Origin of the sequence: Acidovorax sp., from assembly GCF_021287135.1 — a bacterium.
Taxonomy (GTDB): Bacteria; Pseudomonadota; Gammaproteobacteria; order Burkholderiales; family Burkholderiaceae_C; genus Acidovorax.
Genome location: NZ_JAJTBB010000031.1, coordinates 1 through 26,393 on the forward strand (window position 1 = coordinate 1; position 26,393 = coordinate 26,393).

Below are 26,393 nucleotides of genomic sequence, written 5' to 3' on the forward strand. Positions count from 1 at the left end.
TGCTGACCGACACCCGCTTGCCCGTCACCCAGGTGGCGCTGTCCAGCGGATTTGGCAGCGTGCGTCGCTTCAACGCGGCGTTTGCGACGCATTACGGCCTCAACCCCAGCCAATTGCGCCGCGCGGGCGCGCCAGCAGCCCCTGGCGATGCAGGGCTGTGCGGCAGCATCCGCCTGGCGTACCGGCCACCGCTGGATGTGCCAGCGCTGCTGACCTTTTTTGCGCAGCGCCAGTTCACCGGCGTGGAATGCGCCGACCCCGCCAACGGCACCTTGCGGCGCACCGTGCGGCTGCAGGCCGGTTCCCGGGAGCTGACCGGCTGGATGGCGGCACGCTTTGACACCGCACGCCACCAGGTGTGGCTGCAGACCAGCGAACACCTGGCCCCCGCACTGGCCCAGGTGATTGCACGGGTGCGCGCCATGCTCGACCTGGACGCAGACCCTGCCGCCATCCATGCGGTGCTGGGCGCGGCCTTTCCGGGCACCGAGGGCCTGCGTGTGCCGGGTGCCTTTGATGGCTTCGAACTGGCCGTGCGCGCCGTGCTGGGCCAGCAGATCACCGTGGCGGCCGCCCGCACGCTGGGCCAGCGGCTGGTGGAGCGCCTGGGCGAGCCCCTGGCCACGCCGTGGCCGGAGCTGAACCGCCTGTTCCCCACGGCCGCCGTGCTGGCCGCGGCCGACGGCGACACGCTGGGGCAGCTGGGCATCGTGCGCCAGCGCCAGGCCGCCATCGTGGCCCTGGCCCGCGCGGTGGACAGCGGCGCCTTGGCCCTGCACGCGGGCGCGGACGTCGCCCGCACCACCGCCGCGCTGTGCGCCCTGCCCGGCATCGGCGACTGGACCGCGCAATACATCGCCATGCGGGTGCTGCGCTGGCCGGACGCCTTTCCCGCCGGGGACGTGGCGCTGCACAAGGCGCTGGGGGTGCAGGGGCAGCGCCACCCGGCGCGGGCCGCCGAGGCGGCCTCGCAGGCCTGGCGGCCGTGGCGCAGCTACGGCGTGCTGCGCGCCTGGGCGGCAGGCACGGTCGTGCCCGCCACAACTTTACTATCAAAACAATAGCTGCCCGCGCTTGTGTATCAAGCGCTAGATCCCATTTTTATTCAAAATTTCGACCGCCATGCAATTCCATCCCCTCACGGTGCAGCTGCGCACCATCACCGCCCTGGGGCCCGTGCGCCTGGCGGCTTCGCCCGTCGGGCTTGCGGGCGTCTGGTTCGAAGGCCAGCGGCACGCGCCCGTGGCGTTGCTGGCGGGCTCGGCCGCCTGGGCCCTGGCGGCCAGCGACCACCCGGTGCTGGCCGCCGCAGCGCGCCAGCTGCAGCAGTACCTGCAAGGCGAGCGCACGGACTTCGACCTGCCGCTGGACCTGTCGGGCGGCACCGCGTTCCAGCAAGAGGTCTGGCGGGCGTTGCTGGCCGTGGGCCGCGGCGCCACGACCACCTATGGCGCCCTGAGCCGGCAGCTGGGCCGCCCGCTGGCGGTGCGGGCCGTGGGGGCAGCCGTCGGGCGCAATCCGCTCAGCGTGGTGGTGCCCTGCCACCGGGTGCTGGGGGCAGACGGAAGCCTCACGGGCTACGCGGGAGGCCTGGATCGCAAAACGGTTTTGCTGAGTCTTGAAAATGCCCTGCCGACCCGCGCTTCCCGGGCGCGGCCCGGCAGCGCCGCGGCCCGCCCCACGCCATTTCCTCCTTCGTCGCCCTCTTCCTCTTCTTCACCGAAAGACACGCATGACCACTCCCGCCCAGCAGCCGGCATCGCACTGGATTGCTGAATTCATCCTGCTGGCAGCGCTTTGGGGAGCCTCCTTCCTCTTCATGCGCCTGGGCGCATCGGAATTCGGCCCGCTGCCGCTGGTGGGGTTGCGGGTGGCGCTGGCTGCCGCGTTCCTCTGGCCCATCATGGTGCGCCAGGGGCACAGCGCGGCGCTGCGCCGGCATTGGCGGCCCATCCTGCTCGCGGGGGTTCTCAATTCGGCCATTCCGTTTGCGCTGTTCGCGTGGGCCGTGCTGCACATTGCCACCGGGGTCACATCCATCCTGAACGCCACGGTGCCCCTGTTTGGCGCCCTGGTGGCCTGGATGTGGCTGGGCGACCGCATCAGCGCCCTGCGCTGGACGGGCCTGGCGCTGGGCTTCGCGGGGGTGGCGCTGCTGGCCTGGCGTGCGCCGGCGGGCACAGGCTTCAAGACCGGCCAGGCGCACTGGGCGCTTGCGGCCTGTCTGCTGGCCTCGGCGTTCTACGGCCTGTCGGCCAGCTTTGCCCGGCGCTACCTGGCGGGCATCCCGCCGCTGGCCACGGCCACCGGCAGCCAGCTGGGCGCGGCACTGGCCCTGGCCGTGCCCACGGTGTGGTTCTGGCCCGCCCAGCTGCCGGGCCTCAGGGCCTGGGGTGCCATCGCCGCCATTGCGGTGCTGTGCACGGGCATTGCCTACATCCTGTATTTCCGCCTCATTGAAAGCGCCGGCCCCAGCCGGGCGCTGGCCGTCACCTTCATCGCGCCGGTGTTTGCGGTGCTGTACGGCACCGTGTTCCTGGGGGAGCGGGTCACGCCGTGGATGGCGGGCTGCGCGCTGGTGATCGTGTGCGGCACCTTGCTGTCAACCGGGCTTGTCAGGACGCTGGGGCGCGCAAAAGCTGCTTAGAAAGGCCGCGCAGAGGCTCTAAACTCGCCCTATGGGTGTTTTTCCGGGCTTTTGCTGTCTGACCCCGCCCGCGGGCGGCGCTGGACGGTTCACCGCCTGCTTTGACCCACCCGGCCCGCCCCGCGCCCCTGCGCGCGCCCACAACAGCAACAGGATGACCGCCCATGGGTAACAACACCCTGCTGGCGGGCACGGCCCTGATGCTGCTGTTGCTGGTGCTGGCCTGGCTGCCGCCGCAAGAATCCCTGCACCCCTCCCCTCGCACCGCGCTGCTGCTGGGACTGGCAGGCGGCGTGGTGTCGGTGGCGTCGTTCCAGGCGCTGCAGTGGAATGCGCCGGAGCTGCGCGTCGTGGCCTACCCCACCGCAGCAGCCTTCCTGGCGCTTTGCTTTGGTGCCGTCCCCGCCACGCTGGCGGCGCTGATCGCCCTGCTGGCGGTGCTGCGCGCGGACCCCTCCGCGGCCATCGCCGCGGTGGCCGTGCTGGGCACCGCCGTGGCCACGGGGCTGCTGTGGCGCCTGTGCGAGCAGCACCTGCGGCTGCGCAACAAGGAATGGGTGGTGCTGGCGGGGCTGACGCTGACGCTGCCATTGTCGGTGGCGGCCAGCCTGTGGGCCGTATGGGGCGCAGCCGGGGCCGCCAGCGGCCTGCCGTGGTACCACGGAGCCGGCGTGTTCATGCTGGGGGTCGGGCGGCTGCTGCTGGCCGGCAAGGCCCGCTCCGAATTGGCGCGCCAGGACATCCAGCAAACGCTGTCCCAGCAGGAAAAGCAGTTGCGGCTGACCGTGGACTCCATGGGCGGCGGCCAGTGGCAGTGGGATGTGGTGCGGCGGCAGTTCCGCTGCCACGGCCGTTTCTATGAAGCGTTCGGCATCAGCGCGGCCGAGCAGGATGCCGGCGACTTGTGGCAGCGCTGGTACGCCCTGCGCCATCCGGCGGATGCCGACCGCAACGCCGCCCGGCTGGCGCGGACCATGGACGGGCTCGAAGAGGCCTATGAGGCCGAGTTCCGCGTGCAGGACACCCAGGGCCGCTGGCGCTGGATCATGTCGCGCGGCACCGTGGCCAGCCGCGACGCCCAGCAGCGCCCCACGAGCCTGATCGGCATGGACGTGGACATCACCGACCACCGCGAGGTCCAGAACGCCCTGCGCTCGTCGGAAGCCAAGTACACCACCTTCTACCAGACCCTCCCGGACCCGGCGGGCATCTCGCGCATCGCCGACGGGCGCTACGTGGACGTGAACCCCGCGTTCTGCGAGGTGCTGGGCCGCCCGCGCGAGGAGATCCTCGGGCGCACGTCCATGGACCTGCGGATCTGGGCTTCGGAACAGGAGCGCACCCGGCTGGTGGAGGCTTTTCGCCGCGACGGCAAGGTGGACCGGCTGCCGCTGGTGGCGCAGCGCGACGGGGTGCGCATCCCGGGGCTGATGTCGGCCCGCTCCGTGCTCGTGGAGGGCGAGCCGTGTTTCGTCTTCGTGTTCCACGACATGTCGGAATCGGTGCGCGCCAGCGACGAGCTGCGCGCCCTCAACGGCCTGCTGCAGCAGGCCGGCCGCCTGGCGCGGCTGGGGGCCTGGGAAGACGCGCGCGGCCAGGGCCTGGTCTACTGGTCGGACGTGTGCTTTGACATCCACGGCCTGCCGCCCGGCTCCCCCCTGCCGCGCGACTACATCGACCGCCACGTTGCGCCCGCCTACCGCGAGCCGCTGCGCCAGAACTTCCGCCGCAGCATCCTGGAGCGCCGCGACTGGAGCATGGAGCTGGAAGTCCAGCACGCCGATGGCCGCCTGGTCTGGGTGCGCGCCCGCGGCGAGCCGGTGATCGAAAACGACCGGGTGACCCGCGTGCGGGGCGTGATGCAGGACATCGACGAGGCCAAGCGCGCCGAGCAGCGCCTGCGCCAGTCGGAGGAGCGCTTCTCGCGCATCTTCCAGCTCATGCCCTACCCCATGGGCCTGTCGCACCGCAAGGACGGACGCTATGTGGACATCAACCCGGCCTGGGTGGAGATGCTGGGCATTCCCCGCGAGGAGGCCATTGGCCACACGGCCGTGGAACTGGGCATCTTCACCGCGCAAGACCGGGAGAAGCTGCTGGAGGAAGTCGAGCGCGCAGGCCACCTGAGCAGTTACGAGGTCAGCCTGAACGTGCGGGGCGGCCCGCCACGCACGGTGCTGCAGTCCATGCGCGCCACCGAGTTCGACGGAGAACCCTGCTGGCTGTTCTCGGTGCACGACATCACCGACCGCAAGCGCAACGAAGAGCGGGTGCGCGAACGCGAGGAACTGCTGTCGCTCACCCTCTCGGCCGCATCGCTGGGCCTGTGGGACTGGAACCTGGGTACTGGCACCGTGACCGGCGATGACCGCTGGTGGTCGCTGCGCGGCGCACCGGCCCCGGAGGACCTGTCGGCCCCCACGCCCTGGACCGCCGGCATTGCCGCGGAGGACATCGACCGCATCGCCGCCGAACTCGCGCGGCATGCCGCCCACCCCGCAACGCCGTTCGACGCCACCTGGCGCGTCAATGCTGCGGGCGCGGTGGCGCGGTGGGTGCGCAACCTGGGCAAGATCGTCGGGTTCGACGCCCAGGGCCGCCCGGAACGCATGCTGGGCGTGGCGATCGACGTGACGCCGCAGCGGGAGCAAGAGGTCCTGCTGCAGCGCCTGGCCTTGTTCGACGCCCTGACCGGGCTGCCCAACCGCGTGCTGCTGGCGCGCAAGCTGCAGGAAAGCATGGACCAGGCGCGCCGGAGCGGGCGGCAGCTGGGCGTAGCCTATCTGGACCTGGACGGTTTCAAGCCCGTGAACGACCGCCTGGGCCACGGCGCGGGCGATCGCCTGCTGGTGGTGGTGGCCGGGCGCCTCACCCGCGCGCTGCGCCCCGCGGACACGGTGGCGCGGCTCGGCGGCGACGAGTTCGTCATCCTCCTGCCCGACCTGGGTGCCGTGGGCGACTGCGAGCGCCTGATGAACCAGGTGATGGAGAGCATTTCCGCCCCCTATACCCTGGACGGCGAGCGCGTGGTGGTGACCGCCAGCATCGGCTACACCATGTTCCCGCAGGACGACGCCGATGCGGATGCCCTGCTGCGCCACGCCGACCAGGCCATGTACGCCGCCAAGCAGGCCGGCCGCAACCGCTTCCACCAGTTCGACGCAGCCCAGGAGCGGGCGCTGCAGTTGCAGCGCGAGCAAGGGCGCCACCTGCGCGAGGCACTGACGGCATCGCAGTTCACGCTGTTCCTGCAGCCCAAGGTGGACATGAAATCCGGCGCGGTGGTGGGGGCCGAGGCGCTGGCCCGCTGGCTGCATCCCGCGCGGGGACTGGTGCCGCCGGGCGAATTTCTGCCGCTGCTGGAGGGCACCGAGCTGGAGGTGACCTTCGGCGAATGGGTGGTGGAGGCCGCGTTCGGCGTGCTCGATCAGTTGCAGGCCCGCGGCGCGCAGTTGCCGGTGAGCGTGAACATCGCCGCCCAGCACCTGCAACGGCCGGATTTCGCCGACTGGATGGTGCGGTGCGCTGCGCGCCATCCCGGCGTGCCGCCCCACCTGCTGGAAATCGAGATCACCGAAAGCGCGGCGCTGTACGACCTGGCCGCCGTGGCCCAGACGCTGACGGCGCTGCGGGCCGTGGGCATGGGCGTGTCTCTGGACGACTTTGGCACGGGCTATTCATCGCTCACGTACCTGCGGCGGCTGCCGGTGGACACGCTCAAGATCGACCAAAGCTTCGTGCACGGCATGATGGGCGACCCCGGCGATCTGGCCATCGTGCAGGGCGTGATCGGGCTGGCCCGCTCGTTTGGCTACCGCGTGATTGCCGAGGGCGTGGAAACCGTCGAGCAAGGCCAGATGCTGCTGCAGCTGGGGTGCAGCCTGGCCCAGGGCTACTGCGTGGCGCGGCCCATGCCGGAGGCGGACTTCGTGGAATGGGTGCCGGGCTGGAAGCCGCCGCAGGGCTGGCAACGGGGCCGGCCGGCGTGAGGCGCGCCCCGGGGCCGCTGCACGATTCGTGCAGGGGATTTTTAGCAGAATTCGCCAAAATCCCTTGCCAGTCAAGCGCTAGAAGCTACTGTTTTAGTAGCAAATTTTGGACTCGCCTGAAAGACCCGCCATGGACATCCGCGCACTCGGCCCGCAGGACTTGACGCTGCTGCTGGGCTTGTACACCCAGCTGCATCCGCAGGACCTCCCCCTGCCGGGCGATGCCGAAGTGCAGGCGGTGTGGACCGAGGCACTGGCCCATCCGGGCCTGCGCTACTTCGGAGGTTTCGTCGATGGCGTGCTGGTGAGCACCTGCCACATCGCGATCGTTCCGAATCTCACCCGGGGCTGCAGGCTCAGAACGTGTTGACGATCTCCCAGGGGTCGCGCAGCGGTCTTTGCGGGATGGGATGCCAGGCGCGGTGCGCAGTGGATAGCGCGCTATCCACAAGCGCCGCAACGCCGCAGACCGCCCGCAAAGACCACTGCCCGAAGGGTTGGAGCGAAATCGGGTGATTGGACGCCCCGGCTGCTTGCATGGGCATGAGGCCCATGCGGCGCACCCGCAGCATCCACTCCTCCCGATTGCGCTCCAACGCGATCCCCTGCGAGATCGCCAACACGTTCATACGGCCTGATCGAGAACGTGGTGACCCACGCTGACTACCGTGGCCGCGGATGGGGGCGGGCCCTGCTGGTGCACGCACTCGCGCATGCCTGGAGCCGCGGATGCTACAAGGTCATGCTGATGACCGGCCGCAAGGACCCGGACACCCTGCGGTTCTACGAGAACGCCGGCTTCAACCGCCACGGCAAGCAAGCCTTCGTGGCGAGGCCCCCGCACTGAGCGGGGGGCCGCAAAACAGAGCCCGCCGGCGCCGTTTCGCGCGCGGCGGGACGGCCGGCCTCAGCCGACCAGTTCCTTCACCTGCTGCAGCGCGGCGGGGTCTTCCATGGTCGTCAGGTCGCCGGGGTCGCGCCGTTCGGCCACGGCCTGCAGCGCGCGGCGTAGCAGCTTGCCGCTGCGTGTCTTGGGCAGCACGGTGACGAAATGCACGCGCGATGGCCGCGCCACGGCACCCAGCTGGCTGTCCACCTGTTTCATGACATCGCCTTCGAGCTTCAGGCGCGCGGCGTCGTCCGTCAGCACCGAGGCGTCGCGCACCACGGCAAAGGCCATGGCCACCTGCCCCTTCAGGCTGTCGGCCACGCCCACCACGGCCACCTCGGCGATGTTGGGGTGGGACGCGATGCTTTCCTCGATCTCGCGGGTGCCCAGGCGGTGGCCCGCCACGTTGATCACGTCGTCCGTGCGGCCCAGGATGAAGTGGTAGCCGTCGGCGTCGCGGATGCCCCAGTCGAAGGTGCTGTAGATCAGGCGCCCGGGAATGCTCTTCCAGTAGGTGTTCACAAAGCGCGCGTCGTCGCGCCACACGGTCTGCATGCAGCCCGGCGGCAGGGGGCCTTCAATGGCGACCACGCCTTTCTGGTTGGCGCCTGTCAGCTCCTGGCCGGTGGCCTCGTCAATCAGCTTCACGTCATAGCCGTACATGGCCTTGCCGGGGCTGCCGAAGCGGGTGGACTGCTGCTGCACCCCATTGGCCAGGGTGAGGATGGGCCAGCCGGTCTCGGTCTGCCAGTAGTTGTCGATGATGGGGACCTGCAGCGCATCGCTGATCCATTGGGCCGTGGGTTCGTCCAGCGGTTCGCCGGCCAGCCACAGCGCCTTGAGGCTCTTCACGTTGTACTTGGCCAGGTAGGCGGGGTCCTGCTTCTTAAGCACGCGCACGGCCGTGGGGGCCGAGAACATGTGCGTGACCTGGTACTTCTGCACGATGCTCCACCACACGCCCGCGTCGGGCCGCGTGGGCAGGCCTTCGTACATGATGGTCGTGAGGCCCGCGATCAGCGGGCCGTAGATGATGTAGCTGTGGCCCACCACCCAGCCGATGTCGCTGGTGGCGAAATACACGTCGCCCGCCTTCGCGTCGAAGATGTGCTTCATGCTGGCCGCCAGCGCCACCGTGTAGCCGCCCGTGTCGCGCTGCACGCCCTTGGGCTTGCCGGTGGTGCCGCTGGTGTAGAGGGTGTAGCTGGGATGGGTGGAATCCACCCATTCGCAGGGCACCTGGGTGTTCAGGTGCTGCTCGCGCAGGGCGGCCCATTCGTGGTCGCGCCCCGGCTGCAGGTGCATGGGGGCCAAGCCCCGGTTGACCATCAGTACGGCCGACGGCTTGTGTTTTGACAACGCGATGGCTTCGTCCAGCAGCGGCTTGTAGGGCACGACCTTGCCGCCGCGGGAGCCTGCGTCCGCACTCACCACGGCGGTGGGCTCCGCGTCTTCGATGCGCGAGGCCAGCGAACCCGAGGCGAACCCGCCAAACACCACCGAGTGCAGGGCCCCGATGCGCACGCAGGCGAGCATGGCGAAGGCCGCCTCGGCAATCATGGGCATGTAGATCAGGACCCGGTCGCCCTTCTTGACGCCCAGCGACTGCAACACCGCCGCCATGCGCTGCACTTCCGCGTGCAGTTCGGCAAAGCTGTAGCTGCGTTCCGTGTGGGTCTCGGTGGAGATCGCCACCAGCGCGCTCTGCCCTGCGCGCGCCGCCAGATGGCGGTCCACGGCGTTGTGGCAGAGGTTGGTGGTGCCGCCCACGAACCACTTGGCAAAGGGCGGATTGCTGTAGTCGCAGACCTGTTGGGGCGGGGTGTGCCAGTCAATGAGCTGGGCTTGCTCGTTCCAGAACGCATCGCGGTGGTCGATGGACTGGCGGTAGAAGTCGGCGTACTCGGTCATGAAAGTCTCCTCTGCATCTCTCTCGCGCCCTGCTGCAAGCAGGTTTTGAATTCATAATTATTCATGACGGGCTTGCGGCAAACTGACGGCCGTGCCGGGACGGGCCGCCCGGCGGTCGCCACCTTCCTGGCGCTGCGGCGTGCGGTGTCATCCTGGGTTGTTAGACTGCGCGGCAGTTTTTCGCTGCCCCGGCAACCCGCGCCAGGTGGCGCCGGACCCTGCAATCCTTTCTGAGCCACCGCATGCCCCCTGCCCCACCAGATACTGCGCCCCCACCCGCCGAGCGGCCTGCGCCCGTGCGCTTTCAGGAGGCGTTCCGGTTCTGGCTCCAACTCGGCTTCATCAGCTTCGGCGGGCCTGCCGGGCAGATTGCCATCATGCACGCCGAATTGGTGGAGCGCCGCCGCTGGATCAGCGAAGCCCGCTTTCTGCATGCGCTGAACTACTGCATGGTGCTGCCCGGCCCCGAGGCCCAGCAGCTCGCCACCTACATCGGCTGGCTCATGCACCGCAGCTGGGGCGGCATCGTGGCCGGGGGGCTGTTTGTGCTGCCGTCGCTGTTCATCCTGATCGGCCTGTCCTGGGTGTACGTGCGGTTTGGCGATGTGCCCGTCGTCGCCGGCATCTTCTACGGCGTGAAGCCCGCCGTGACGGCGCTGGTGCTGCAGGCGGCCCACCGGGTGGGCACCCGTGCGCTCAAGAACGGATGGATGTGGGCCATTGCCGCCGCTTCGTTTGTGGCCATTTTTGCGTTCAGCGTGCCGTTTCCGGCCATCGTCCTGGCCGCCGGCCTCATCGGCGCCCTGGGCGCACGGCGCTGGCCCGCCGTGTTTGCGCTGGGCGGCGGCCCGGCGGCAGGGTGCCAGCACTACGGCCCGGCACTCATCGACGACGACACCCCGACGCCGCCGCATGCGCGCTTTTCGCGCCGCCACCTGCTGGCGGTGGTGGGCTGCGGCGTGGCGCTGTGGCTGCTGGCCCTGGGCGCGCTGGCGGCCACGCAGGGCTGGCAGGGCACGCTCACGCAGATGGGCTGGTTCTTCTCCAAGGCAGCCCTGCTGACGTTCGGCGGCGCCTATGCCGTGCTGCCGTATGTGTTCCAGGGGGCGGTGGAACACTACCACTGGCTCTCGGCGGCGCAGATGATCGACGGCCTGGCGCTGGGCGAAACGACCCCCGGGCCGCTGATCATGGTGGTGGCCTTTGTCGGCTTCCTCGGCGGCTGGCTCCACCAGGTGGGTGGCCCCGACGCCTTGTTCGCGGGCGCCGCGGCGGCTGCGGCCGTGGTGACGTTTTTCACCTTCCTGCCGTCATTTGTCTTCATCCTGGCAGGCGGCCCGCTGGTGGAAGCCACGCACGGCAAGCTGGGCTTCACGGCACCGCTGTCGGCCATCACGGCGGCCGTGGTGGGCGTGATCCTGAACCTGGCCCTGTTTTTTGCCTACCACCTGCTGTGGCCGCAGGGCCTGGGCGGCCGCATGGACTGGGCGGCCGCCGCGATCACCTTGGGCGCACTGCTGGCCCTGCTGCGCCTGAAGGCCGGCGTGCTGCCGCTGCTGGGCGTCTGCGCGGCGGCGGGGCTGGCCGTGCAGTGGCTGGCGCGCTAACTGGCTGGTGTTGCGCAACGCCCAAAAGGAAAGCCCCGGCTCCACATCAGAGCACGGGGCCTGCGGCCGTTGCGCCCTGCCGGGCGAACGTTCACATATGGTCGATCATGACCTGGCCGAAGCCGGAGCAGCTCACCTGCGTCGCGCCCTCCATGAGACGGGCGAAGTCGTAGGTCACCTTCTTGGAGGCAATGGACTTTTCCAGTGCGCTGATGATGAGGTTGGCCGCTTCGACCCAGCCCATGTGCCGCAGCATCATCTCGGCCGAGAGGATTTCGGAGCCTGGGTTCACGTAGTCCTTGCCCGCGTACTTGGGTGCAGTGCCGTGGGTGGCCTCGAAGCAGGCCACGGAATCGGACATGTTGGCGCCCGGCGCGATGCCGATGCCCCCCACCTGGGCTGCGAGCGCGTCCGAGATGTAGTCGCCGTTGAGGTTGAGCGTGGCCACCACCGAATACTCGGCCGGGCGCAGCAGGATCTGCTGCAGGAAGGCGTCGGCAATGCTGTCCTTGATGGTGATGTCCTTGCCGTTCTTGGGGTTCTTGAGGCGGCACCACGGGCCGCCGTCAATGGGCTGGGCACCGAATTCCTTCTGCGCCAGGGCATAGGCCCAGTCGCGGAAGCTGCCTTCGGTGTACTTCATGATGTTGCCCTTGTGCACGATGGTCACGCTGGGCTTGTCGTTGTCGATGGCGTACTGGATGGCCTTGCGCACCAGGCGCTCCGTGCCCTCCCGCGAGACGGGCTTGACCCCCAGGCCGGAGGTGTTGGGGAAGCGGATCTTCTTGACGCCCATCTCGTCCTGCAGGAACTTGATGAGCTTTTTCGCCTTGTCGGACTCGGCTTCGAACTCGATGCCGGCGTAGATGTCTTCCGAGTTCTCGCGGAAGATCACCATGTTGGTCTTCTCGGGCTCCTTCAGCGGCGAAGGGACGCCGCGGAAATATTGCACCGGGCGCAGGCAGACGTAGAGGTCCAGCTCCTGGCGCAGGGCCACGTTCAGCGAGCGGATGCCGCCGCCCACGGGCGTGGTCAGCGGCCCCTTGATGGACACCACATATTCGCGCAGCGCCTGCAGCGTCTCGTCCGGCAGCCACACGTCCGGCCCGTAGACCTTGGTGGATTTCTCGCCGGCGTACACCTCCATCCAGTGGATCTTTCGCTGGCCGCCATAGGCCTTGGCCACGGCCGCGTCCACCACCTTGATCATCACGGGCGTGATGTCCAGGCCCGTGCCATCGCCTTCGATGTAAGGAATGATGGGCTGGGCGGGCACATTCAGGGACATGTCGGCGTTGACCGTGATCTTCTGGCCTTCGGCGGGCACCTTGATGTGCTGGTAACTGGTCATGGGGGCGGATCTCCTGTGGGCGCTGCGGGGGTGTCAGCAAATGGGCAAACGATGCGATGCCGATCAATTCTAATGACAAAAATTTTCGAAGATGCCCCTGTCAACGCTCGCTCCGCTGCTATCGTTGCGGGTGGAGCGGTGCCGCGTCGCGCATTGCTTCGACCCATCGATTGTTCAACTCCTCACACTGGAAACGGCATATATGAAAAAACTCCTCGCTGTCCTGGTGGCCGGCCTGTTCGCTGCGGGTGCGTTTGCACAAGCACCTGCCACGGCGCCTGCCCCCTCCGCCCCCATGGCATCTCCTGCCCCCAAGGCCAAGACCACCAAGGTCCACAAGAAAAAGGCTTCCAAGAAGGTCCACAAGAAGAAGGCCGCTCACAAGACCATGTGATCGCAGCCGGTGTGCGCACCGCTCGCCGGTGTGCCGCCCGCTGGTACAAAATCGCCCGCAGCCGCGGGCGTTTTTTATTGGCGCGAGCGCTTCGCCAACCGCCGGCGTACCCTTCCCTTTCGTTGTCCTGAAAGCTCCCATGTCCGCTTTTGCCCCTGCCCTTGTTGCCCGTGCGCGCCCGCTGCGCGCATCCATCGCTGCGCGCGCCGCCGCCGCAGCCCTTCTTGCTGCCTTGTTCGGCACTGCTGCCGCCCAGGAAGCCCCTCAGCTGGACCTGCCCCGGGTGGAACTGACGGCGGGCATGCATCGCATTGATGCCCAGGTGGCGGCCACGCCCCAGGAGCGGCAGACAGGCCTCATGTTCCGCAAGGAGATGCCCGCCCACGAGGGCATGCTGTTCGTGTTCGAACAACCGGCCGCGCAGTGCTTCTGGATGAAGAACACGTTGCTGCCCCTGACGGCGGCGTTCGTGGACGACGACGGCACCATCGTGAACCTGGAGGACATGAAGCCGCAGACGCTGGATTCGCACTGCTCGGCCAAGCCCGTGCGCTACGTGCTGGAGATGAACCAGGGCTGGTTCGCCAAGAAGGGCCTCAAGGCGGGCACGAAGTTGGCGGGGGTGCCGTTCCGCCGCAAATAGCGCTCCGCTCCACGTTGCAGCCCCATGAAAAACGGCCCCGCGGGGCCGTTGTGCTTTGCAAGCGCCAGGGCTTGCGGGGGGCCGGGCCGCACCGGGGTGCGGCGCGGGCGTCAGGCGAAGTTGGCTTCGGCGAACTTCCAGTTGACCAGCTTGTCCAGGAAGGTTTCCACGAACTTGGGACGCAGGTTGCGGTAGTCGATGTAGTACGCGTGCTCCCACACGTCCACCGTCAGCAGCGCCTTGTCAGCGGTGGTCAGGGGCGTGCCGGCCGCGCCGGTGTTCACGATGTCCACGCTGCCGTCGGCCTTCTTCACCAGCCAGGTCCAGCCGGAGCCGAAGTTGCCTACGGCACTCTTCACAAAGGCTTCCTTGAAGGCGGCGTAGCTGCCCCACTTGGCATTGATGGCCGCGGCCAGCGCGCCCGTGGGCTCGCCGCCGCCTTGGGGGGCCATGCAGTTCCAGAAGAAGGTGTGGTTCCAGATCTGGGCTGCGTTGTTGTAGATGCCGCCGCTGGATTTCTTGACGATCTCTTCGAGCGCCATGTTCTCGAACTCGGTGCCCTTTTGCAGATTGTTCAGGTTCACCACATAGGCGTTGTGGTGCTTGCCATGGTGGTACTCCAGGGTTTCCTGGCTGTAGTGGGGCGCCAGGGCGTCGATGGCGTAAGGCAGCGGAGGCAGGGTATGTTCCATGGTGGTGTTTCCTTGTGGTTTGAAATTCCGGGAGGCTCTTGGCAACGCAAATTGCCTGAGCAATGCGGTAGGGCACGGCACGAAGGGGGCATTGTAGGAAGATCGGGCGACCTGTGCAGCGTGAGGCCACTGACCGCGCAGGGACAGCAGTGCGCACGGGCCTAGCGCCTGGGCGATGAGGCCCGTGCAGGGCCTACAGCAGGCGGGGTTGCTCCACCGTCACATCCACCACGCCATCTGCCAGCAGGGCCCGCAGTGCATCGCCGGGGTGGGCCTGGCGCACGCTGGACACCGCCCCGCCCTGCGTGTCGGTCAGCAGCGCGTAGCCGCGCTGCAGCACCAGCCGGGGGTCCAGCAGGTCCAGCCGGAGGGCGGCGCGGTCCAGCCGCTCCCGTTGCAGCGACAGGGCCTGGTCGATTTTTTGAGTCAAATTGGCCTCCAGCGCTTTCTGGGATTGCGCAAGGCGCTCCAATTTCAATAGCGCCCCGTGCTGCATCTGCTGGGCCAGGCGGGCCAGTTGCACCTGCTGGCGTCCCACCAGCCCCGAAGGCCGGCCCAGGCGCGCGGCCGCCTGGTCGAGCCGCTGGTGGCGCAGGTCCAGCTGGCGCTGCACGGCATCGCCCAGCCGGTCGGACAGCAAGCCCAGCGCGCCCAGCCACACGTCCCGCGGCTGAGCCACCAGCTCGGCCGCGGCCGTGGGGGTGGGGGCGCGCAGGTCGGCACAGAAGTCGGCAATGGAAAAATCGGTTTCATGCCCCACGCCGCACACCAGCGGCACCGGGCTTTGCACGATGGTGCGCGCCAGTTGCTCGTCGTTGAAGGCCCACAGGTCCTCGATGGACCCTCCGCCGCGCACCAGCAGAATGACGTCGATGGGCGGACTTGCAGGCAAATCTGCCTCCAGCGCTGGCCCACCCTGCGCCAGCCGATACAGTTTTGATAGCGCTGCCACCAGCGATGCCGGCGCCGCAGCCCCTTGCACCTGCGCTGGCGCCAGCACCACCGGGATGTGGGGCACCCGCCGGCGCAGCGCCGTGACGACGTCGTGCAGCGCGGCAGCGCCCAGCGAGGTGACCAGGCCGATGCCGCGGGGCTGCAGGGGCAGCGGACGCTTGCGCCCGCTGTCGAACAGCCCCTCGGCCTCCAGCTGGGCCTTCAGCCGCAGGAACTGCTCGAACAGCGCGCCCTGCCCCGCGCGCTGCATGCTCTCCACGATGAACTGCAGGTCGCCCCGCGCCTCGTACACGCCCAGGCGCCCGCGCAACTCCACCAGTTCGCCGTCCCGCGGCGAAAAGTCCAGCAGGCTGGCCGCCCGCCGGAACATGGCGCAACGCAACTGCCCGGTGGCGTCCTTGACCGAGAAATAGCAATGCCCGCTGGACGCGCGCGAGAAGCCCGTGATCTCGCCGCGCACCGCGACAGGATTGAACCGCGCCTCCAGCGCATCAGCAATGGCGCGGCACAGCGCGCCAACTTCCCAGATGCGCGGCGCCGCTGCGGGGTTTGGACGGTCAACCATGAGATTTGGCGGGCCTTGGCGCCGGGCGCCGCTGCGAAGTACTCCACAGAAACTGGCGTGCGGGGGCTGTGGCGAGGTGCGCCGTGGCAATCGCCGGCAAACCCAGCACGTACGTGCAACTTGTTGATTTCAAAGGATTTTTCACTGCGCAATTTTTCATCAATCTGTTGCAACCACGGCGTGGCGCCGCTTTGCCGGGGTTCAGATCCGGGTTTCCCACAAAGTTATCCACAGTTTTTGTGGGTGAGACGAAAAGCGCACCGGCGGCTGAGCCACCGCAACGCGCAACACCAAGACCCGGTGGCAAGCTGGGTCATAATCGCCCGTTGCTTCATCTGTGCGGAGAGAGATTTGCTGTCCATCATACAAGCCGCAGGCTGGCCGATCTGGCCCCTGGTCGCGTGTTCCGTCCTGGGATTGGCGCTGATTTTTGAACGCTTCGTGGCCCTCAAGACCGCCCGCGTCGCGCCCCCGAAGCTGCTGGACGAAGCGATCACCGTCTCCTCCAAGGCCCTGCCCACGCCCGATGTGGTGAACCAGCTGGCCCAGAACTCTGCCCTGGGTGAGGTGCTGGCCAGCGGCCTGCGCACCCTCAACAGCAACCCCCAATGCACCGAGGCCGACCTGCGCTCGGCCATGGAAGGCACCGGCCGCACGGTGGCCCACCGGCTGGAGAAGTACCTGGCGGCGCTGGCCACCATTGCCTCGGCGGCGCCACTGCTGGGCCTGCTGGGCACCGTGATCGGCATGATCGAGATCTTCGGCTCGCAGTCCGGCACCGGCGGCGTGGGTGGCGGCAACCCCGCTCAGCTGGCGCACGGGATCTCGGTGGCGCTGTACAACACGGCGTTCGGCCTGATCGTCGCCATCCCCACCCTGATCTTCTGGCGCTACTTCCGCGCCCGGGTCGACGCCTACCTGCTGGCGCTGGAACTGGCGTCCGAGCAGTTTGTCCGCCACCTCCTGCGCGTGCGCAGGAAGTGAGCCGTTTGCAACGCCGCCACCGCGAGCCGCCCCTGGGACCGCTGACATGAACTTCCGCCCCCGCGCCAAGGAAGAGCCCGAGATCAACCTGATCCCGTTCATCGACGTGCTGCTGGTCATCCTCATCTTCCTGATGCTGACCACCACATACAGCAAGTTCACCGAACTGCAGCTGACCCTGCCCGTGGCCGATGCCGAGCAGCAGCGCGACCACCCGAAGGAAATCATCGTGTCCGTGGCCGCGGACGGGCGCTACGCCATCAACAAGACCAGCGTGGACGGCAAGAACGTCGATGCCATCGCGCAGGCCCTGCGCGCCGCCGCCGGCGCGGGTACGGGCAGCGTGGTCATCATCAGCGCCGATGCCATGGCGCCGCACCAGTCGGTCATCTCCGTGATGGAAGCCGCGCGGCGCGTCGGGCTCACGCAGATCACCTTTGCCACCCAGTCCTCGGCGTCTTCGCGCGCCGCGGGCGGCTGACCGGGCCAGCTACCCGGCCTCGCAGCCCCTTGGGGCGGTGGCCCTTCACGACGGCCGACGCATCACATGCCTGCCACCGGGGCACCGCCGACTTCCCGCCAGGGCACCGCGCACGCCGGCGCCCGGTTGCGGGCGCTGTGGCAGACGCGGGGGCTGGGCGCCTGGCTGCTGTGGCCGCTGTCGCTGCCATACCGGGCGCTGGTGGCGCTGCGCCGCGGGCTCTACGCAGCCGGCCTGCTCCCGTCCGGCCACCCGGGGCGCCCCGTCATCGTGGTGGGCAACGTGGTCGCTGGCGGCGCCGGCAAAACCCCCGTTACCCTGGCGCTGGTGCGCCACCTGCAAAGCCGGGGTCTGCGCCCCGGCGTCATCTCCCGCGGCTACGGCCGTAGCACGCACGACTGCCGCGCCGTGGCGCCCGACAGCCCGGCTCAGTCCGTGGGCGACGAACCCCTGCTGATCGCCCGCAGCAGCCAGGTGCCCGTCTTTGTGGCCCCCCGCCGCCTGGACGCAGCCCGGGCCCTGCTGGCCGCCCATCCCCAGACCGATGTGCTGGTGTGCGACGACGGCCTGCAGCACCTGGCCCTGGCGCGCGACCTGGAAATCTGCGTCTTCAACGACGAAGGCGTCGGCAACGGCTTCCTGCTTCCGGCGGGCCCGCTGCGCGAGCCCTGGCCCCGTGCCGTGGACTGGGTTCTCTCCCCGCAGGGGGCGGCGCCCGGCCTCCGCCCGCCCCTGCGCGCCTTTGCCCTGCAGCGAGGCCTTGCGCCGCACGCGGTGCGCCGCAACGGCAGCCAGGTGCCGCTGAGCGCGCTGCAAGGCCAGCCCGTGCATGCCGTGGCGGCCATTGCGCGGCCCGGCGACTTCTTTGGCATGCTGCGCGCCCAGGGGCTTGCGCTCGAACAGGCCGAAGCCCTGCCGGACCACTATGATTTTGATAGCTGGCAGCGTTCAACTGACGGGCGCTACACGCTGATTTGCACCGAAAAAGACGCCGTCAAGCTCTGGCCCCGGTTTCCGGAGGCGCTGGCCGTCCCCTTGCAGCTGCACATCGACCCGGCCTTCTTTGCGGCGCTGGACGCCCGCCTGGCGGCCCTGGCGCCACAGCCCCGGGTCCGCGTGCACGGCCCCCCTTGAACGGCAGCCACCCGTGGCAGGCCGCTATCATCCCCGCAGCCTGCCGAACCCTTCTCTGAAAGCGCTCTCACCGCCATGGACCCCAAACTGCTTGAACTGCTGGTCTGCCCCGTCACCAAAGGCCCCCTGACCTACAACCGCGAGGCGCAGGAACTTGTCTCCCGCAGCGCCCGGCTGGCCTACCCCGTGCGCGACGGGATTCCCATCCTGCTGGAAAACGAGGCCCGGCCGCTGACCGACGAGGAGCTGGAGCAGTGAGCCGTACCGCGGACGCACCGCCGCGCCACCGCTTCACCGTGCTGATTCCGGCACGCCTGGCATCGAGCCGCCTGCCCGACAAGCCGCTGGCCGACATTGCCGGCCTGCCCATGGTGGTGCGGGTGGCGCAGCGCGCGGCCGCCAGTGCCGCCACCCGTGTGGTGGTGGCCACGGACGCGCCCCGCATCCAGCAGGCCTGCGCAGGCCACGGCGTCGAAGCCATCCTGACCCGTGCCGACCACGCCAGCGGCAGCGACCGCCTGGCCGAGGCCTGCGTGCAGCTGGGCCTGGACGGGGACGACGTGGTGGTCAACGTGCAAGGCGATGAACCGCTGATCGACCCCGCCCTGATCGATGCCGTGGCCGGCCTGCTGCCGGCGCGTCCCGGCGCCAGCATGGGGACGGCTGCCCACCCCGTCGGATCGCTGGACGACTACAACAACCCCAATGTGGTGAAGGTCGTGCGGGATGCGCAGGGCTTCGCCCACTATTTCAGCCGCGCCCCCATTCCGTTTGCGCGCGACCACGCCGGCGTGGCCTGGTGGGAGGGCGGCCGGCAGCAAGCCGCCGCGCCCGGCGTGGCGGGCCTGGCCGGGTTCGCGCCGTTGCGGCATGTGGGCATCTACAGCTACCGCGCTGCGTTTCTGCGCGCCTTTCCGGCCCTGGCGCCTGCCCCGACCGAGGTGCTGGAGGCCCTGGAGCAGCTGCGGGCGCTGTGGCACGGCCACCGCATCGCCGTGCATGTGACCGAGCATGCCCCCGGCCCGGGCGTGGACACGCCCCAAGACCTGGAACGCGTGCGCCGCCTGCTGGCCTGAGCGGCCCGGTGGCGCGGCCCCGCCGGGCCCCCTGGCAGCGCCCCGCGGCCCCAGGGAAACCCGGGCCGGGGTGTAAGTCTGGACGGGGTGGTCGCATGCTATCCTCGACCGCAACGAGAGCATCGCATCCGGGCGCAGCACCGCAACCAGGCGGGGTAGCAGCGTCCCCGCCAGCGGCGCCAACGATTTCTAACCTTCGAGGACCTCCATGAGACTGATTCTGTTGGGCGCGCCTGGCGCCGGAAAGGGCACGCAAGCCACGTTCATCTGCCAGAAGTACGGCATCCCGCAAATCTCCACGGGTGACATGCTGCGCGCCGCCGTCAAGGCCGGCACCCCCCTCGGCCTGCAGGCCAAGGCTGTGATGGACTCGGGCGCCCTGGTCAGCGACGACATCATCATCGGCCTGGTGAAGGAACGCATCGCCCAGGCGGATTGCGCCAACGGATTCCTGTTCGACGGTTTTCCCCGCACCATTCCGCAAGCCGACGCCATGAAGGCCGCGGGCGTCAAGCTCGACTATGTGCTGGAAATCGACGTGCCGTTCGAGGCCATCATTGAACGCATGAGCGGCCGCCGCTCGCACCCCGCCAGCGGCCGCACCTACCACGTCAAGTTCAATCCGCCCAAGGTGGAAGGCAAGGACGACGTGACCGGCGAAGACCTGATCCAGCGCGAGGACGACAAGGAAGAAACCGTCAAGAAGCGCCTGCAGGTGTACAGCGACCAGACCCGTCCCCTGGTGGACTACTACAGCAGCTGGGCCAAGGCCGACCCGGCCGCCGCCCCGAAGTACCGTGCCATCAGCGGCACCGGCAGCGTGGAAGAGATCACCGCCCGCGCCTTGCAGGCTCTGGCCAGCTGATTGCCCGAACACCCTGGCACCCGCCCGCCTGCGCCGGGCCGGGTGGCCCCACAAGACGGCCTGCCCACGTGCAGGCCGTTTTGCTGGAGCGTTCAACCCCGCTGGCGCAGCAGGTCCAGCACCAGGGAGATGCGGGCCTTGACCGGCGAAAGCCCCTGCGAATCGGGCAGCGCATCGCCCGGCTTGGGCAGCACGCGCCCTTCGGCGCAGCGGGTGGACCGAACCACCCGCACGCCGCGGCTCTGTGCCTGCAGCAGCGCGGCCTCCAGGTCGCGGTGCACCGTGCCGTTGCCCGTGCAGGCCACCACCAACCCGTCCACCCCGTCGCGCACCAGCGCGTTCACCAGCGCACCAGACGCACCCGCATGGCTGACCACGATTTCCACGCGCGGCCACAGTGCAGCAGGCGCTATGCTTTCAATAGCGCCTTGCGCAGGCAGGTCGGCCGCGGGCGGCCAATCCTGCGCCAAGCGCACCCGGCCCTCCTCCACCCAGCCTAGCGGCCCCGCCTCGCCCGCATGGAAGGCATCGACGCGATAAGGGTGCACCTTCTGGACGTCCCGGGCACCGTAGATCTTGCCGGACGCCACGGCCAGCACGCCGCGGGCACCCTCGGCCGCCGCAACGGCCACCGCATCCAGCAGGTTCTGGGGGCCGTCCGGCGCCAGCGCCGTGGCCGGGCGCATGGCGCAGGTCAGCACCACGGGCTTGGCGGCGGACGGCAGCACCTCGTGCAGGAACCACGCGGTCTCCTCCAGCGTGTCGGTGCCATGGGTGACCACCACGCCGCGCACGTCCGGCTGCGCCAGATGCTGCGCGCAGCGCTGCGCCAGCGCCAGCCACACCGCGGCGTCCATGTCCTTGCTGTCGATCTGGGCCACCTGCTCCGCCCACAGCGCCCCTCGCGCCGCAGCCTGCAAGCCCGGCACGGCGGCCAGCAGCTGCCCGACGCCGACCTGGGCTGCCGTATAGCCAATGTTGTCGCCGGCCTGGGCCGAGGTGCCGGCGATCGTCCCGCCCGTGCCCAAAACCACGATTTTTTGCTCACTCACTTGCGCGCTCCGAAAAACTGGTGAAAAATACAGTTACTGGATTAAAAAACAGTTGGCCTTCCTTGCCGCCGTCTTCAACGGGAACCACCATGCTCGACAGCCCCAAACTGACCGCCCGCCAACAGCAGATTCTGGATCTCATCCAGACCGCCATCGCCCGCACCGGGGCGCCGCCGACCCGCGCCGAAATTGCCGCAGAGCTGGGCTTCAAGTCCGCCAATGCTGCCGAAGAGCACTTGCAGGCCCTGGCGCGCAAAGGCGTGATCGAACTGGTCAGCGGCACTTCGCGCGGCATCCGCTTGCGCAGCGAGACGGTGCGGTCCATCAATGCGGCCCGGGGCACCCAGTTCCACCTGCCCATTCCGGGCCTGTCCCAGCTGGTGCTGCCGCTGGTGGGCCGTGTTGCCGCAGGCTCGCCGATTCTCGCGCAGGAACACGTCGATCAGACCTACAGTGTGGAAAACAGCCTGTTCCAGCACAAGCCGGATTACCTGCTCAAGGTGCGCGGCATGTCTATGCGCGATGCCGGCATCATGGACGGAGACCTCCTGGCGGTGCAGTCCACCCGCGACGCGCGCAACGGCCAGATCATCGTGGCCCGGCTGGGAGACGACGTCACCGTCAAGCGGCTGCGGCGCACCGCCAGCTCCATCGAGCTGCTGCCCGAAAACCCCGATTACCCGGTGATCGTGGTCCAGCCGGGCGAGCCTTTCGAGATCGAAGGCCTGGCCGTAGGTCTTATCCGCAACACCATGCTGATGTAGCGGCCGCGGGCGAACGCCGCGCTGGTTGCGTTCAGCCCTGCCCTCTTTTTTACTGCACCCCAGGTGGCGGGCGTTGGGTCTTCCGGCAATGAAAGCTGGCAGGCCAGCCCTGGGGCGCGGGTTCGTCTCGCAATCCTGCCTGTGTTCAATCCCCGACCTTCGGAGCTTTCACATGGGAACCATTGCCTCACCCTCTTGCACCGCGATCCTGGCGCCCTTGCGCGTGTTGGCCACCTGGCTGCGTTCTGCTGCATACCCGTCAGCAGGCGCCATGGCCGATGCAGCCCGCACCGCCGCTGCCGAGCCTTCGGCGGCCCCCGCGACCGGTCAGGACAGCCCTGCAGCCACGACCCGCCCCCGCCCGCCAGAGCCCGCCACGCAGCGGCCCTTGCGCGGCAACTGGCCCTTCACGGTGAATCCTCCCGCGTCGCGACCTGCGCCCGGGCCAGCGTCTGCCCCTCCGCAGGCCGCTTCCTGGACCACTGCGCCCTCCCAGGCCCGTTCCGCCACCACCGTGCGCGGCCGGTGGCCCAAGGGCAACACGACCAGCAAAGGCAACACGGCGGGCGGGACGCTGCGGGTGGTGCGCAAGGGTCCGCACGGCACAGGCGCCCCAGGCAGGCTGGTGATTGCCGGCCGAATGGCCGATGTCTGTGCCGAACTGGACCGCATGGTGGCGCTGGAAGCGGCATTGCAGGCCTCCTGACACCCCTGCTCTGCGCGGCTGCATGCAGGCCGCCCCCCGTGCGTGGCATCCTCGCGGCGTGCCTTTGCCTTTCTTCCTGGCCTGCCGCGCGCCGCTGACGGTGACCCCGCAACAGAAGCCAAGCGGCCAGCGGGGCACGACGGCCGTGAGGCCCGCAGGGCCGGGGCCAATGCACAGCATCGCCTGACACCCTGTCACCAAAACACCGCTGCAACCGGGCCCTGCAGCCTGCGCCGGCGTTAGGCGGGGCGTTTTGCCAAGGCACAATGTCGGGATGAACATCGTGATTCTCGACGACTACCAGGACGCAGTCCGCAAGCTCCACTGCGCCGCACGGCTCGATGCTTACACCGCCAAGGTCTACACCAACACGGTCAAGGGTCTGGGCCAGCTTTCGGTGCGTTTGAAGGACGCGGACATCATCGTGCTGGTGCGTGAGCGCACCCAGATCACCCGGCAGCTGGTCGAAAAACTCCCGCGCCTCAAGCTCATTGCCCAGACAGGCAAGGTGGGCAGCCATGTCGACGTGGCGGCCTGCACCGAGCGCGGGATTGCCGTGGCGGAGGGCATCGGTTCGCCCGTGGCTCCGGCGGAACTGACCTGGGCCTTGGTGATGGCCGCGATGCGCAGGCTTCCGCAGTACATTGCCAACCTCAAGCACGGTGCCTGGCAGCAGTCCGGGCTGAAGGCAGCATCCATGCCGCCCAATTTCGGCCTGGGCAACGTGCTGCGCGGCAAGACACTGGGCATCTGGGGCTACGGGCGCATCGGCCAGCTGGTAGCCGGCTACGGCCGGGCCTTCGGGATGAATGTGCGCGTCTGGGGCCGCGAGGCCTCCCGGGCACAAGCCTTGACGGACGGCTACCAGGCCGCGGCCACGCGCGAGGAATTCTTCTCGCAATGCGACGTGATTTCGCTGCACCTGCGCCTGAACGACGAAACGCGCGGCATTGTCTCGCTGGAAGACCTGTCGTGCATGAAGCCCACGTCGCTGCTGGTCAATACCTCCCGGGCAGAGCTGATTGAGCCCGATGCGCTCATCGCGGCGCTGAACCGCGGCCGCCCCGGAATGGCGGCCGTGGATGTGTTTGAAAGCGAGCCCATCCTGCAAGGCCATGCGCTGCTGCGGCTCGAAAACTGCATTTGTACGCCCCATATCGGTTATGTGGAGCAAGACAGTTACGAGCTTTATTTTGGTGCGGCTTTCGATAACGTGGTGAATTTCATCAAAGGCACGCCCACCAATATCGTGAACCCTGGCGCTTTGCAGGTGCGGCGCTGAACCTCTTGCGGTTGTTCTGGCCGCAAAAAAGAATAAGGCTTCCCTCGGGAAGCCTTATTGGACACAAGCCGGCAGGGGCTGAACCCAGCCGCTGCCGTGCCGGGTTCGCTCCAATTACAGGGGCGTCTTCTTGCCGTCCTTGTAGACGTACAGCGTGATCGCGGGGTTCTTCATTTCGCCGTTGGGTTCGAAGGCGATCGTGGAAGTCACGCCCTTGAAGTTGGCCTTGGCCAGCTCAGGCGTGTAGACCTTGGGATCCACCGAGTTGGCACGCTTCATGGCGTCCACCAGCAGGAACGTGGCGTCGTAGGTGTAGGGGCTGTACACCTGGAACTGGCCGGGGTACTTGGCGTCGTACTTGGCCTTCCAGGCCGTGCCGCCAGGCATCTTGGCCAGCGAAGAGCCGCCTTCCGCGCAGACCACGTTTTCCAGGGTCTTGGCGCCGGCAGCCAGCTTGGCGATTTCAGACGTGCACACGCCGTCGCCACCGAAATACTTCACGTTGCCCATGCCCAGCTGTTCCATCTGGCGCAGCATCGGGCCGGCTTGGGGGTCCATGCCGCCGTAGAAGATGGCATCGGGGTTCTTGGACTTGATGGCCGTCAGAATGGCCATGAAGTCGGTGGCCTTGTCGGTCGTGAACTGCTCGTCCACCACCTTCATGCCCTTCTCGGCAGCGACCTTCTTGAACACGGCGGCAACGCCTTGGCCGTAAGCCGTACGGTCGTCCACGATGGCGACAGTCTTGAGCTTCAGCGTGTCGGCAGCGTAGAACGCCAGGCCAGCGCCCAGGGCGTTGTCGTTGGCGATGATGCGGAAGGTGGTCTTGTAGCCGGGCTTGGTCAGGTTGGGGTTGGTTGCCGCGCCCGTGACGTGGGGGATGCCGCAGTCGTTGTAGACCTTGGAAGCAGGGATGGTAGTACCGGAGTTGAGGTGGCCCACCACGCCTGCAACCTTGGCGTCGCACAGTTTCTGTGCAGCGGCGGTGCCTTGCTTGGGATCGGCAGCGTCGTCTTCTGCGACCAGTTCGAACTTGATCTTCTTGCCACCGATGGTGACGCCCTGAGCGTTCAGCTCTTCAATGGCCATGCGGGCGCCGTTTTCGTTGTCCTTGCCGTAGTGAGCTTGGGCGCCGGAAACCGGAGCCACGTGGCCGATCTTGACCACCTGCTCTTGTGCAGAGGCCACACCGGCAACAGCCGCGATAGCGGCAACCACGGTCAGTTTCAACTTCAATTGCATATCAATCTCCAGTAAAGATAAACGCTGAGAATGTTCTTGTGTCTCAACGCAGGCGAACATATCGCAATTTACGGGCCAGATCATTAGGGAACACGATAAAGCGCGAGAGAAACCACAAGGGAATACCCTGTCATCCCCTCGGCGCAGAAGACGTGCCGCTGGCCAGTTCGTCCGCCACCGCTTCGTACACAGCATGCCGCACCACGGATTCGATTTCTTCACGCAGGCGCGGCAGCACGGATCGTGTCTGTTCTTGCACCACCGTGGCGATGGCTTCGCGCAAACGTTGATCCAGAACAACGTCCACGCGCTGCATCACGCGGTGCACCATGTACTCCTCCATGCCTTCGGGCAATGGCCGGTGCGGCACGGGCCGAACGGTCTTCGCGGCAGTGGTAGCAGCCGTAGCGGCAGGCTGCGCGGCCAAGGGCACGGGCGCTGCGGCCGGCCTTGGCGCCGGCACCTGGGCGGGACCCGGGGCCGCCGGGCGCGGCACCATCACCGCGGGTGGGCGGGCGCTGGGCAGCGGCGGGCGCCCCAGCGCTGTCGGCGCGGCGGCATCCGCGCCCCCACGGGCCGCACCCGCTGCAGCAGGAGGCACGACCGTGGTGCGTACCGCCGGAGCGACGGGGGCTTGCAGGGGCGTGGATGCGGGCACCTGCACCACTTCGGTGAGCGTGGGGACGAAGCGCGGCGGTGTCCTGGGGGGAAGAGAAGCCATCAGCCTGCTTTCAGTACAAGGTCATGGCGGACGATGGCGTAGCCCTGCGATGCATAGAAGCGCCAGCGCACCCGCGCGCCGCTGCGGTCCGCCTCGTCCTGCGCGCTGACCACTTCCACCACCCGTTCAAAGCGCTCAAACCCCTGCGGGACCTCGGCGTGCAGGTTCAGCAGCACGTCCTGGTGCGGGGCGGCCGCTGGTTCGACCGCCAGCACCACCGGCGACACCCGCAGCAGGCTCTCGTCCGCATCCTGCGTGCAGTGCGCCACGAAATCCTGCGGCCCCAGGTTCCAGAGCATCCGGTCCAGCGCAGCCAGCGCCTGCGGCGGCGCCGCAATCACCAGCCGGCTTCCGCTGCGCTGCACTTTGCGCGCAAAGCGGCAGGCATACGCCAGCTTGTCCGGCGCATTGAAGTGGAAGGCCACCTCGGTCATCGGCGCATCG

General features: G+C 68.3%; 27 protein-coding genes. 18 read left to right on the top strand and 9 right to left on the bottom strand.

Annotated elements, in window-relative coordinates; all coding sequences use genetic code 11:
- The 5 genes from LWW96_RS08105 to LWW96_RS08125 all read left to right on the top strand — a co-directional run.
- Positions 1-1,064 (top strand): AlkA N-terminal domain-containing protein (locus LWW96_RS08105; protein WP_291485781.1); only part of this gene is annotated, 1,064 nt, incomplete at its 5' end.
- 58 nt (positions 1,065-1,122) lie between these two features.
- Positions 1,123-1,776 carry a methylated-DNA--[protein]-cysteine S-methyltransferase gene (locus tag LWW96_RS08110; protein WP_291485784.1) on the top strand — a complete coding sequence of 218 codons (654 nt, stop codon included), beginning with the start codon at positions 1,123-1,125 and terminating at the stop codon, positions 1,774-1,776.
- Complete coding sequence (locus LWW96_RS08115) at positions 1,733-2,647, top strand: EamA family transporter (RefSeq protein WP_291485785.1); 915 nt, start codon at positions 1,733-1,735, stop codon at positions 2,645-2,647. The genes LWW96_RS08110 and LWW96_RS08115 overlap by 44 nt, the downstream gene beginning before the upstream one ends.
- 164 nt (positions 2,648-2,811) lie before the next feature.
- The gene (locus LWW96_RS08120) at positions 2,812-6,636 is read left to right on the top strand and encodes an EAL domain-containing protein (RefSeq protein ID WP_291485788.1); all 3,825 of its coding nucleotides are present in this window, start codon (positions 2,812-2,814) and stop codon (positions 6,634-6,636) included.
- A 130-nt stretch (positions 6,637-6,766) separates the two neighbouring features.
- A complete protein-coding gene (locus LWW96_RS08125) occupies positions 6,767-7,006 on the top strand; it encodes a hypothetical protein (protein ID WP_291485790.1) in 240 nt (79 codons plus the stop codon).
- On the opposite strand, the gene LWW96_RS08130 is transcribed toward LWW96_RS08125, so the two are convergent.
- A complete protein-coding gene (locus LWW96_RS08130; protein WP_291485792.1) occupies positions 6,993-7,265 on the bottom strand; it encodes a hypothetical protein in 273 nt (90 codons plus the stop codon). The two genes, LWW96_RS08125 and LWW96_RS08130, sit on opposite strands and share 14 nt — an antisense overlap.
- Before the next feature lie 8 nt (positions 7,266-7,273).
- Here LWW96_RS08130 and LWW96_RS08135 point away from each other — a divergent pair, with 8 nt between their 5' ends.
- On the top strand, positions 7,274-7,483 hold the full coding sequence (locus tag LWW96_RS08135) for a GNAT family N-acetyltransferase (RefSeq protein ID WP_366117933.1): 210 nt from the start codon (positions 7,274-7,276) through the stop codon (positions 7,481-7,483).
- 60 nt (positions 7,484-7,543) lie between these two features.
- On the opposite strand, the gene LWW96_RS08140 is transcribed toward LWW96_RS08135, so the two are convergent.
- Positions 7,544-9,436 (bottom strand): propionate--CoA ligase, encoded by a 1,893-nt coding sequence (locus LWW96_RS08140; protein ID WP_291485795.1) that lies wholly within the window; start codon positions 9,434-9,436, stop codon positions 7,544-7,546.
- A 242-nt stretch (positions 9,437-9,678) separates the two neighbouring features.
- Here LWW96_RS08140 and chrA point away from each other — a divergent pair, with 242 nt between their 5' ends.
- Entirely contained in the window at positions 9,679-11,043 is a 1,365-nt protein-coding gene (gene chrA, locus LWW96_RS08145; protein WP_291485798.1) for a chromate efflux transporter, read from the top strand.
- 91 nt (positions 11,044-11,134) lie between these two features.
- On the opposite strand, the gene icd is transcribed toward chrA, so the two are convergent.
- Positions 11,135-12,394, bottom strand: a complete 1,260-nt coding sequence (gene icd / locus LWW96_RS08150; protein WP_291485800.1) for an NADP-dependent isocitrate dehydrogenase — start codon at positions 12,392-12,394, stop codon at positions 11,135-11,137.
- Positions 12,395-12,596: 202 nt separating this feature from the next.
- On the opposite strand from icd, the gene LWW96_RS08155 reads away from it, so the two are divergent.
- Together LWW96_RS08155 and LWW96_RS08160 are read left to right on the top strand one after the other, a co-directional pair.
- A complete protein-coding gene (locus tag LWW96_RS08155) occupies positions 12,597-12,788 on the top strand; it encodes a hypothetical protein (RefSeq protein WP_291485802.1) in 192 nt (63 codons plus the stop codon).
- Positions 12,789-12,927: 139 nt separating this feature from the next.
- Positions 12,928-13,431 (top strand): DUF192 domain-containing protein, encoded by a 504-nt coding sequence (locus LWW96_RS08160; RefSeq protein ID WP_291485804.1) that lies wholly within the window; start codon positions 12,928-12,930, stop codon positions 13,429-13,431.
- A gap of 110 nt (positions 13,432-13,541) precedes the next feature.
- On the opposite strand, the gene LWW96_RS08165 is transcribed toward LWW96_RS08160, so the two are convergent.
- Positions 13,542-14,123 (bottom strand): Fe-Mn family superoxide dismutase, encoded by a 582-nt coding sequence (locus tag LWW96_RS08165; RefSeq protein ID WP_291485806.1) that lies wholly within the window; start codon positions 14,121-14,123, stop codon positions 13,542-13,544.
- 193 nt (positions 14,124-14,316) lie between these two features.
- Positions 14,317-15,642 (bottom strand): exodeoxyribonuclease VII large subunit, encoded by a 1,326-nt coding sequence (gene xseA / locus LWW96_RS08170; RefSeq protein ID WP_291485808.1) that lies wholly within the window; start codon positions 15,640-15,642, stop codon positions 14,317-14,319.
- A 351-nt stretch (positions 15,643-15,993) separates the two neighbouring features.
- On the opposite strand from xseA, the gene LWW96_RS08175 reads away from it, so the two are divergent.
- The 6 genes from LWW96_RS08175 (at position 15,994) to adk (ending at position 20,182) form a co-directional block, all read left to right on the top strand.
- A complete protein-coding gene (locus LWW96_RS08175) occupies positions 15,994-16,626 on the top strand; it encodes a MotA/TolQ/ExbB proton channel family protein (protein WP_291485810.1) in 633 nt (210 codons plus the stop codon).
- A gap of 46 nt (positions 16,627-16,672) precedes the next feature.
- The gene (locus LWW96_RS08180; protein ID WP_291485812.1) at positions 16,673-17,107 is read left to right on the top strand and encodes a biopolymer transporter ExbD; all 435 of its coding nucleotides are present in this window, start codon (positions 16,673-16,675) and stop codon (positions 17,105-17,107) included.
- Between the two features lie 66 nt (positions 17,108-17,173).
- A complete protein-coding gene (lpxK, locus tag LWW96_RS08185) occupies positions 17,174-18,241 on the top strand; it encodes a tetraacyldisaccharide 4'-kinase (protein ID WP_291485814.1) in 1,068 nt (355 codons plus the stop codon).
- Between the two features lie 75 nt (positions 18,242-18,316).
- Positions 18,317-18,499 (top strand): Trm112 family protein, encoded by a 183-nt coding sequence (locus LWW96_RS08190; protein WP_291485815.1) that lies wholly within the window; start codon positions 18,317-18,319, stop codon positions 18,497-18,499.
- Positions 18,496-19,317: a 3-deoxy-manno-octulosonate cytidylyltransferase gene (kdsB, locus tag LWW96_RS08195; protein ID WP_291485817.1), complete on the top strand. Its 822-nt coding sequence runs from the start codon at positions 18,496-18,498 to the stop codon at positions 19,315-19,317. The genes LWW96_RS08190 and kdsB overlap by 4 nt, the downstream gene beginning before the upstream one ends.
- A 208-nt stretch (positions 19,318-19,525) precedes the next feature.
- Positions 19,526-20,182, top strand: coding sequence for an adenylate kinase (adk, locus tag LWW96_RS08200; RefSeq protein ID WP_291485819.1), 657 nt, complete (start codon positions 19,526-19,528; stop codon positions 20,180-20,182).
- Between the two features lie 92 nt (positions 20,183-20,274).
- Here the strand turns inward: adk and LWW96_RS08205 are convergent, their stop codons facing one another.
- Positions 20,275-21,234, bottom strand: coding sequence for an asparaginase (locus LWW96_RS08205; RefSeq protein WP_291485821.1), 960 nt, complete (start codon positions 21,232-21,234; stop codon positions 20,275-20,277).
- 89 nt (positions 21,235-21,323) lie between these two features.
- Between LWW96_RS08205 and lexA the strand changes: the two genes are divergently transcribed.
- The 3 genes from lexA (at position 21,324) to LWW96_RS08220 (ending at position 23,986) form a co-directional block, all read left to right on the top strand.
- Entirely contained in the window at positions 21,324-21,998 is a 675-nt protein-coding gene (gene lexA / locus LWW96_RS08210; RefSeq protein WP_291485823.1) for a transcriptional repressor LexA, read from the top strand.
- Positions 21,999-22,170: 172 nt separating this feature from the next.
- Entirely contained in the window at positions 22,171-22,704 is a 534-nt protein-coding gene (locus LWW96_RS08215) for a hypothetical protein (protein WP_291485825.1), read from the top strand.
- Positions 22,705-22,978: 274 nt separating this feature from the next.
- On the top strand, positions 22,979-23,986 hold the full coding sequence (locus LWW96_RS08220) for a D-2-hydroxyacid dehydrogenase family protein (RefSeq protein WP_291485827.1): 1,008 nt from the start codon (positions 22,979-22,981) through the stop codon (positions 23,984-23,986).
- A 114-nt stretch (positions 23,987-24,100) separates the two neighbouring features.
- Here LWW96_RS08220 and LWW96_RS08225 read toward each other — a convergent pair whose 3' ends face one another.
- From LWW96_RS08225 to LWW96_RS08235, 3 genes are all read right to left on the bottom strand, one after another.
- Positions 24,101-25,228 (bottom strand): branched-chain amino acid ABC transporter substrate-binding protein, encoded by a 1,128-nt coding sequence (locus tag LWW96_RS08225; protein WP_291485829.1) that lies wholly within the window; start codon positions 25,226-25,228, stop codon positions 24,101-24,103.
- A 130-nt stretch (positions 25,229-25,358) separates the two neighbouring features.
- Positions 25,359-25,949 (bottom strand): hypothetical protein, encoded by a 591-nt coding sequence (locus tag LWW96_RS08230; RefSeq protein WP_291485831.1) that lies wholly within the window; start codon positions 25,947-25,949, stop codon positions 25,359-25,361.
- Complete coding sequence (locus LWW96_RS08235) at positions 25,949-26,383, bottom strand: DNA polymerase III subunit chi (protein ID WP_291485833.1); 435 nt, start codon at positions 26,381-26,383, stop codon at positions 25,949-25,951. The genes LWW96_RS08230 and LWW96_RS08235 overlap by 1 nt, the downstream gene beginning before the upstream one ends.
- Positions 26,384-26,393: the final 10 nt, after the last annotated feature.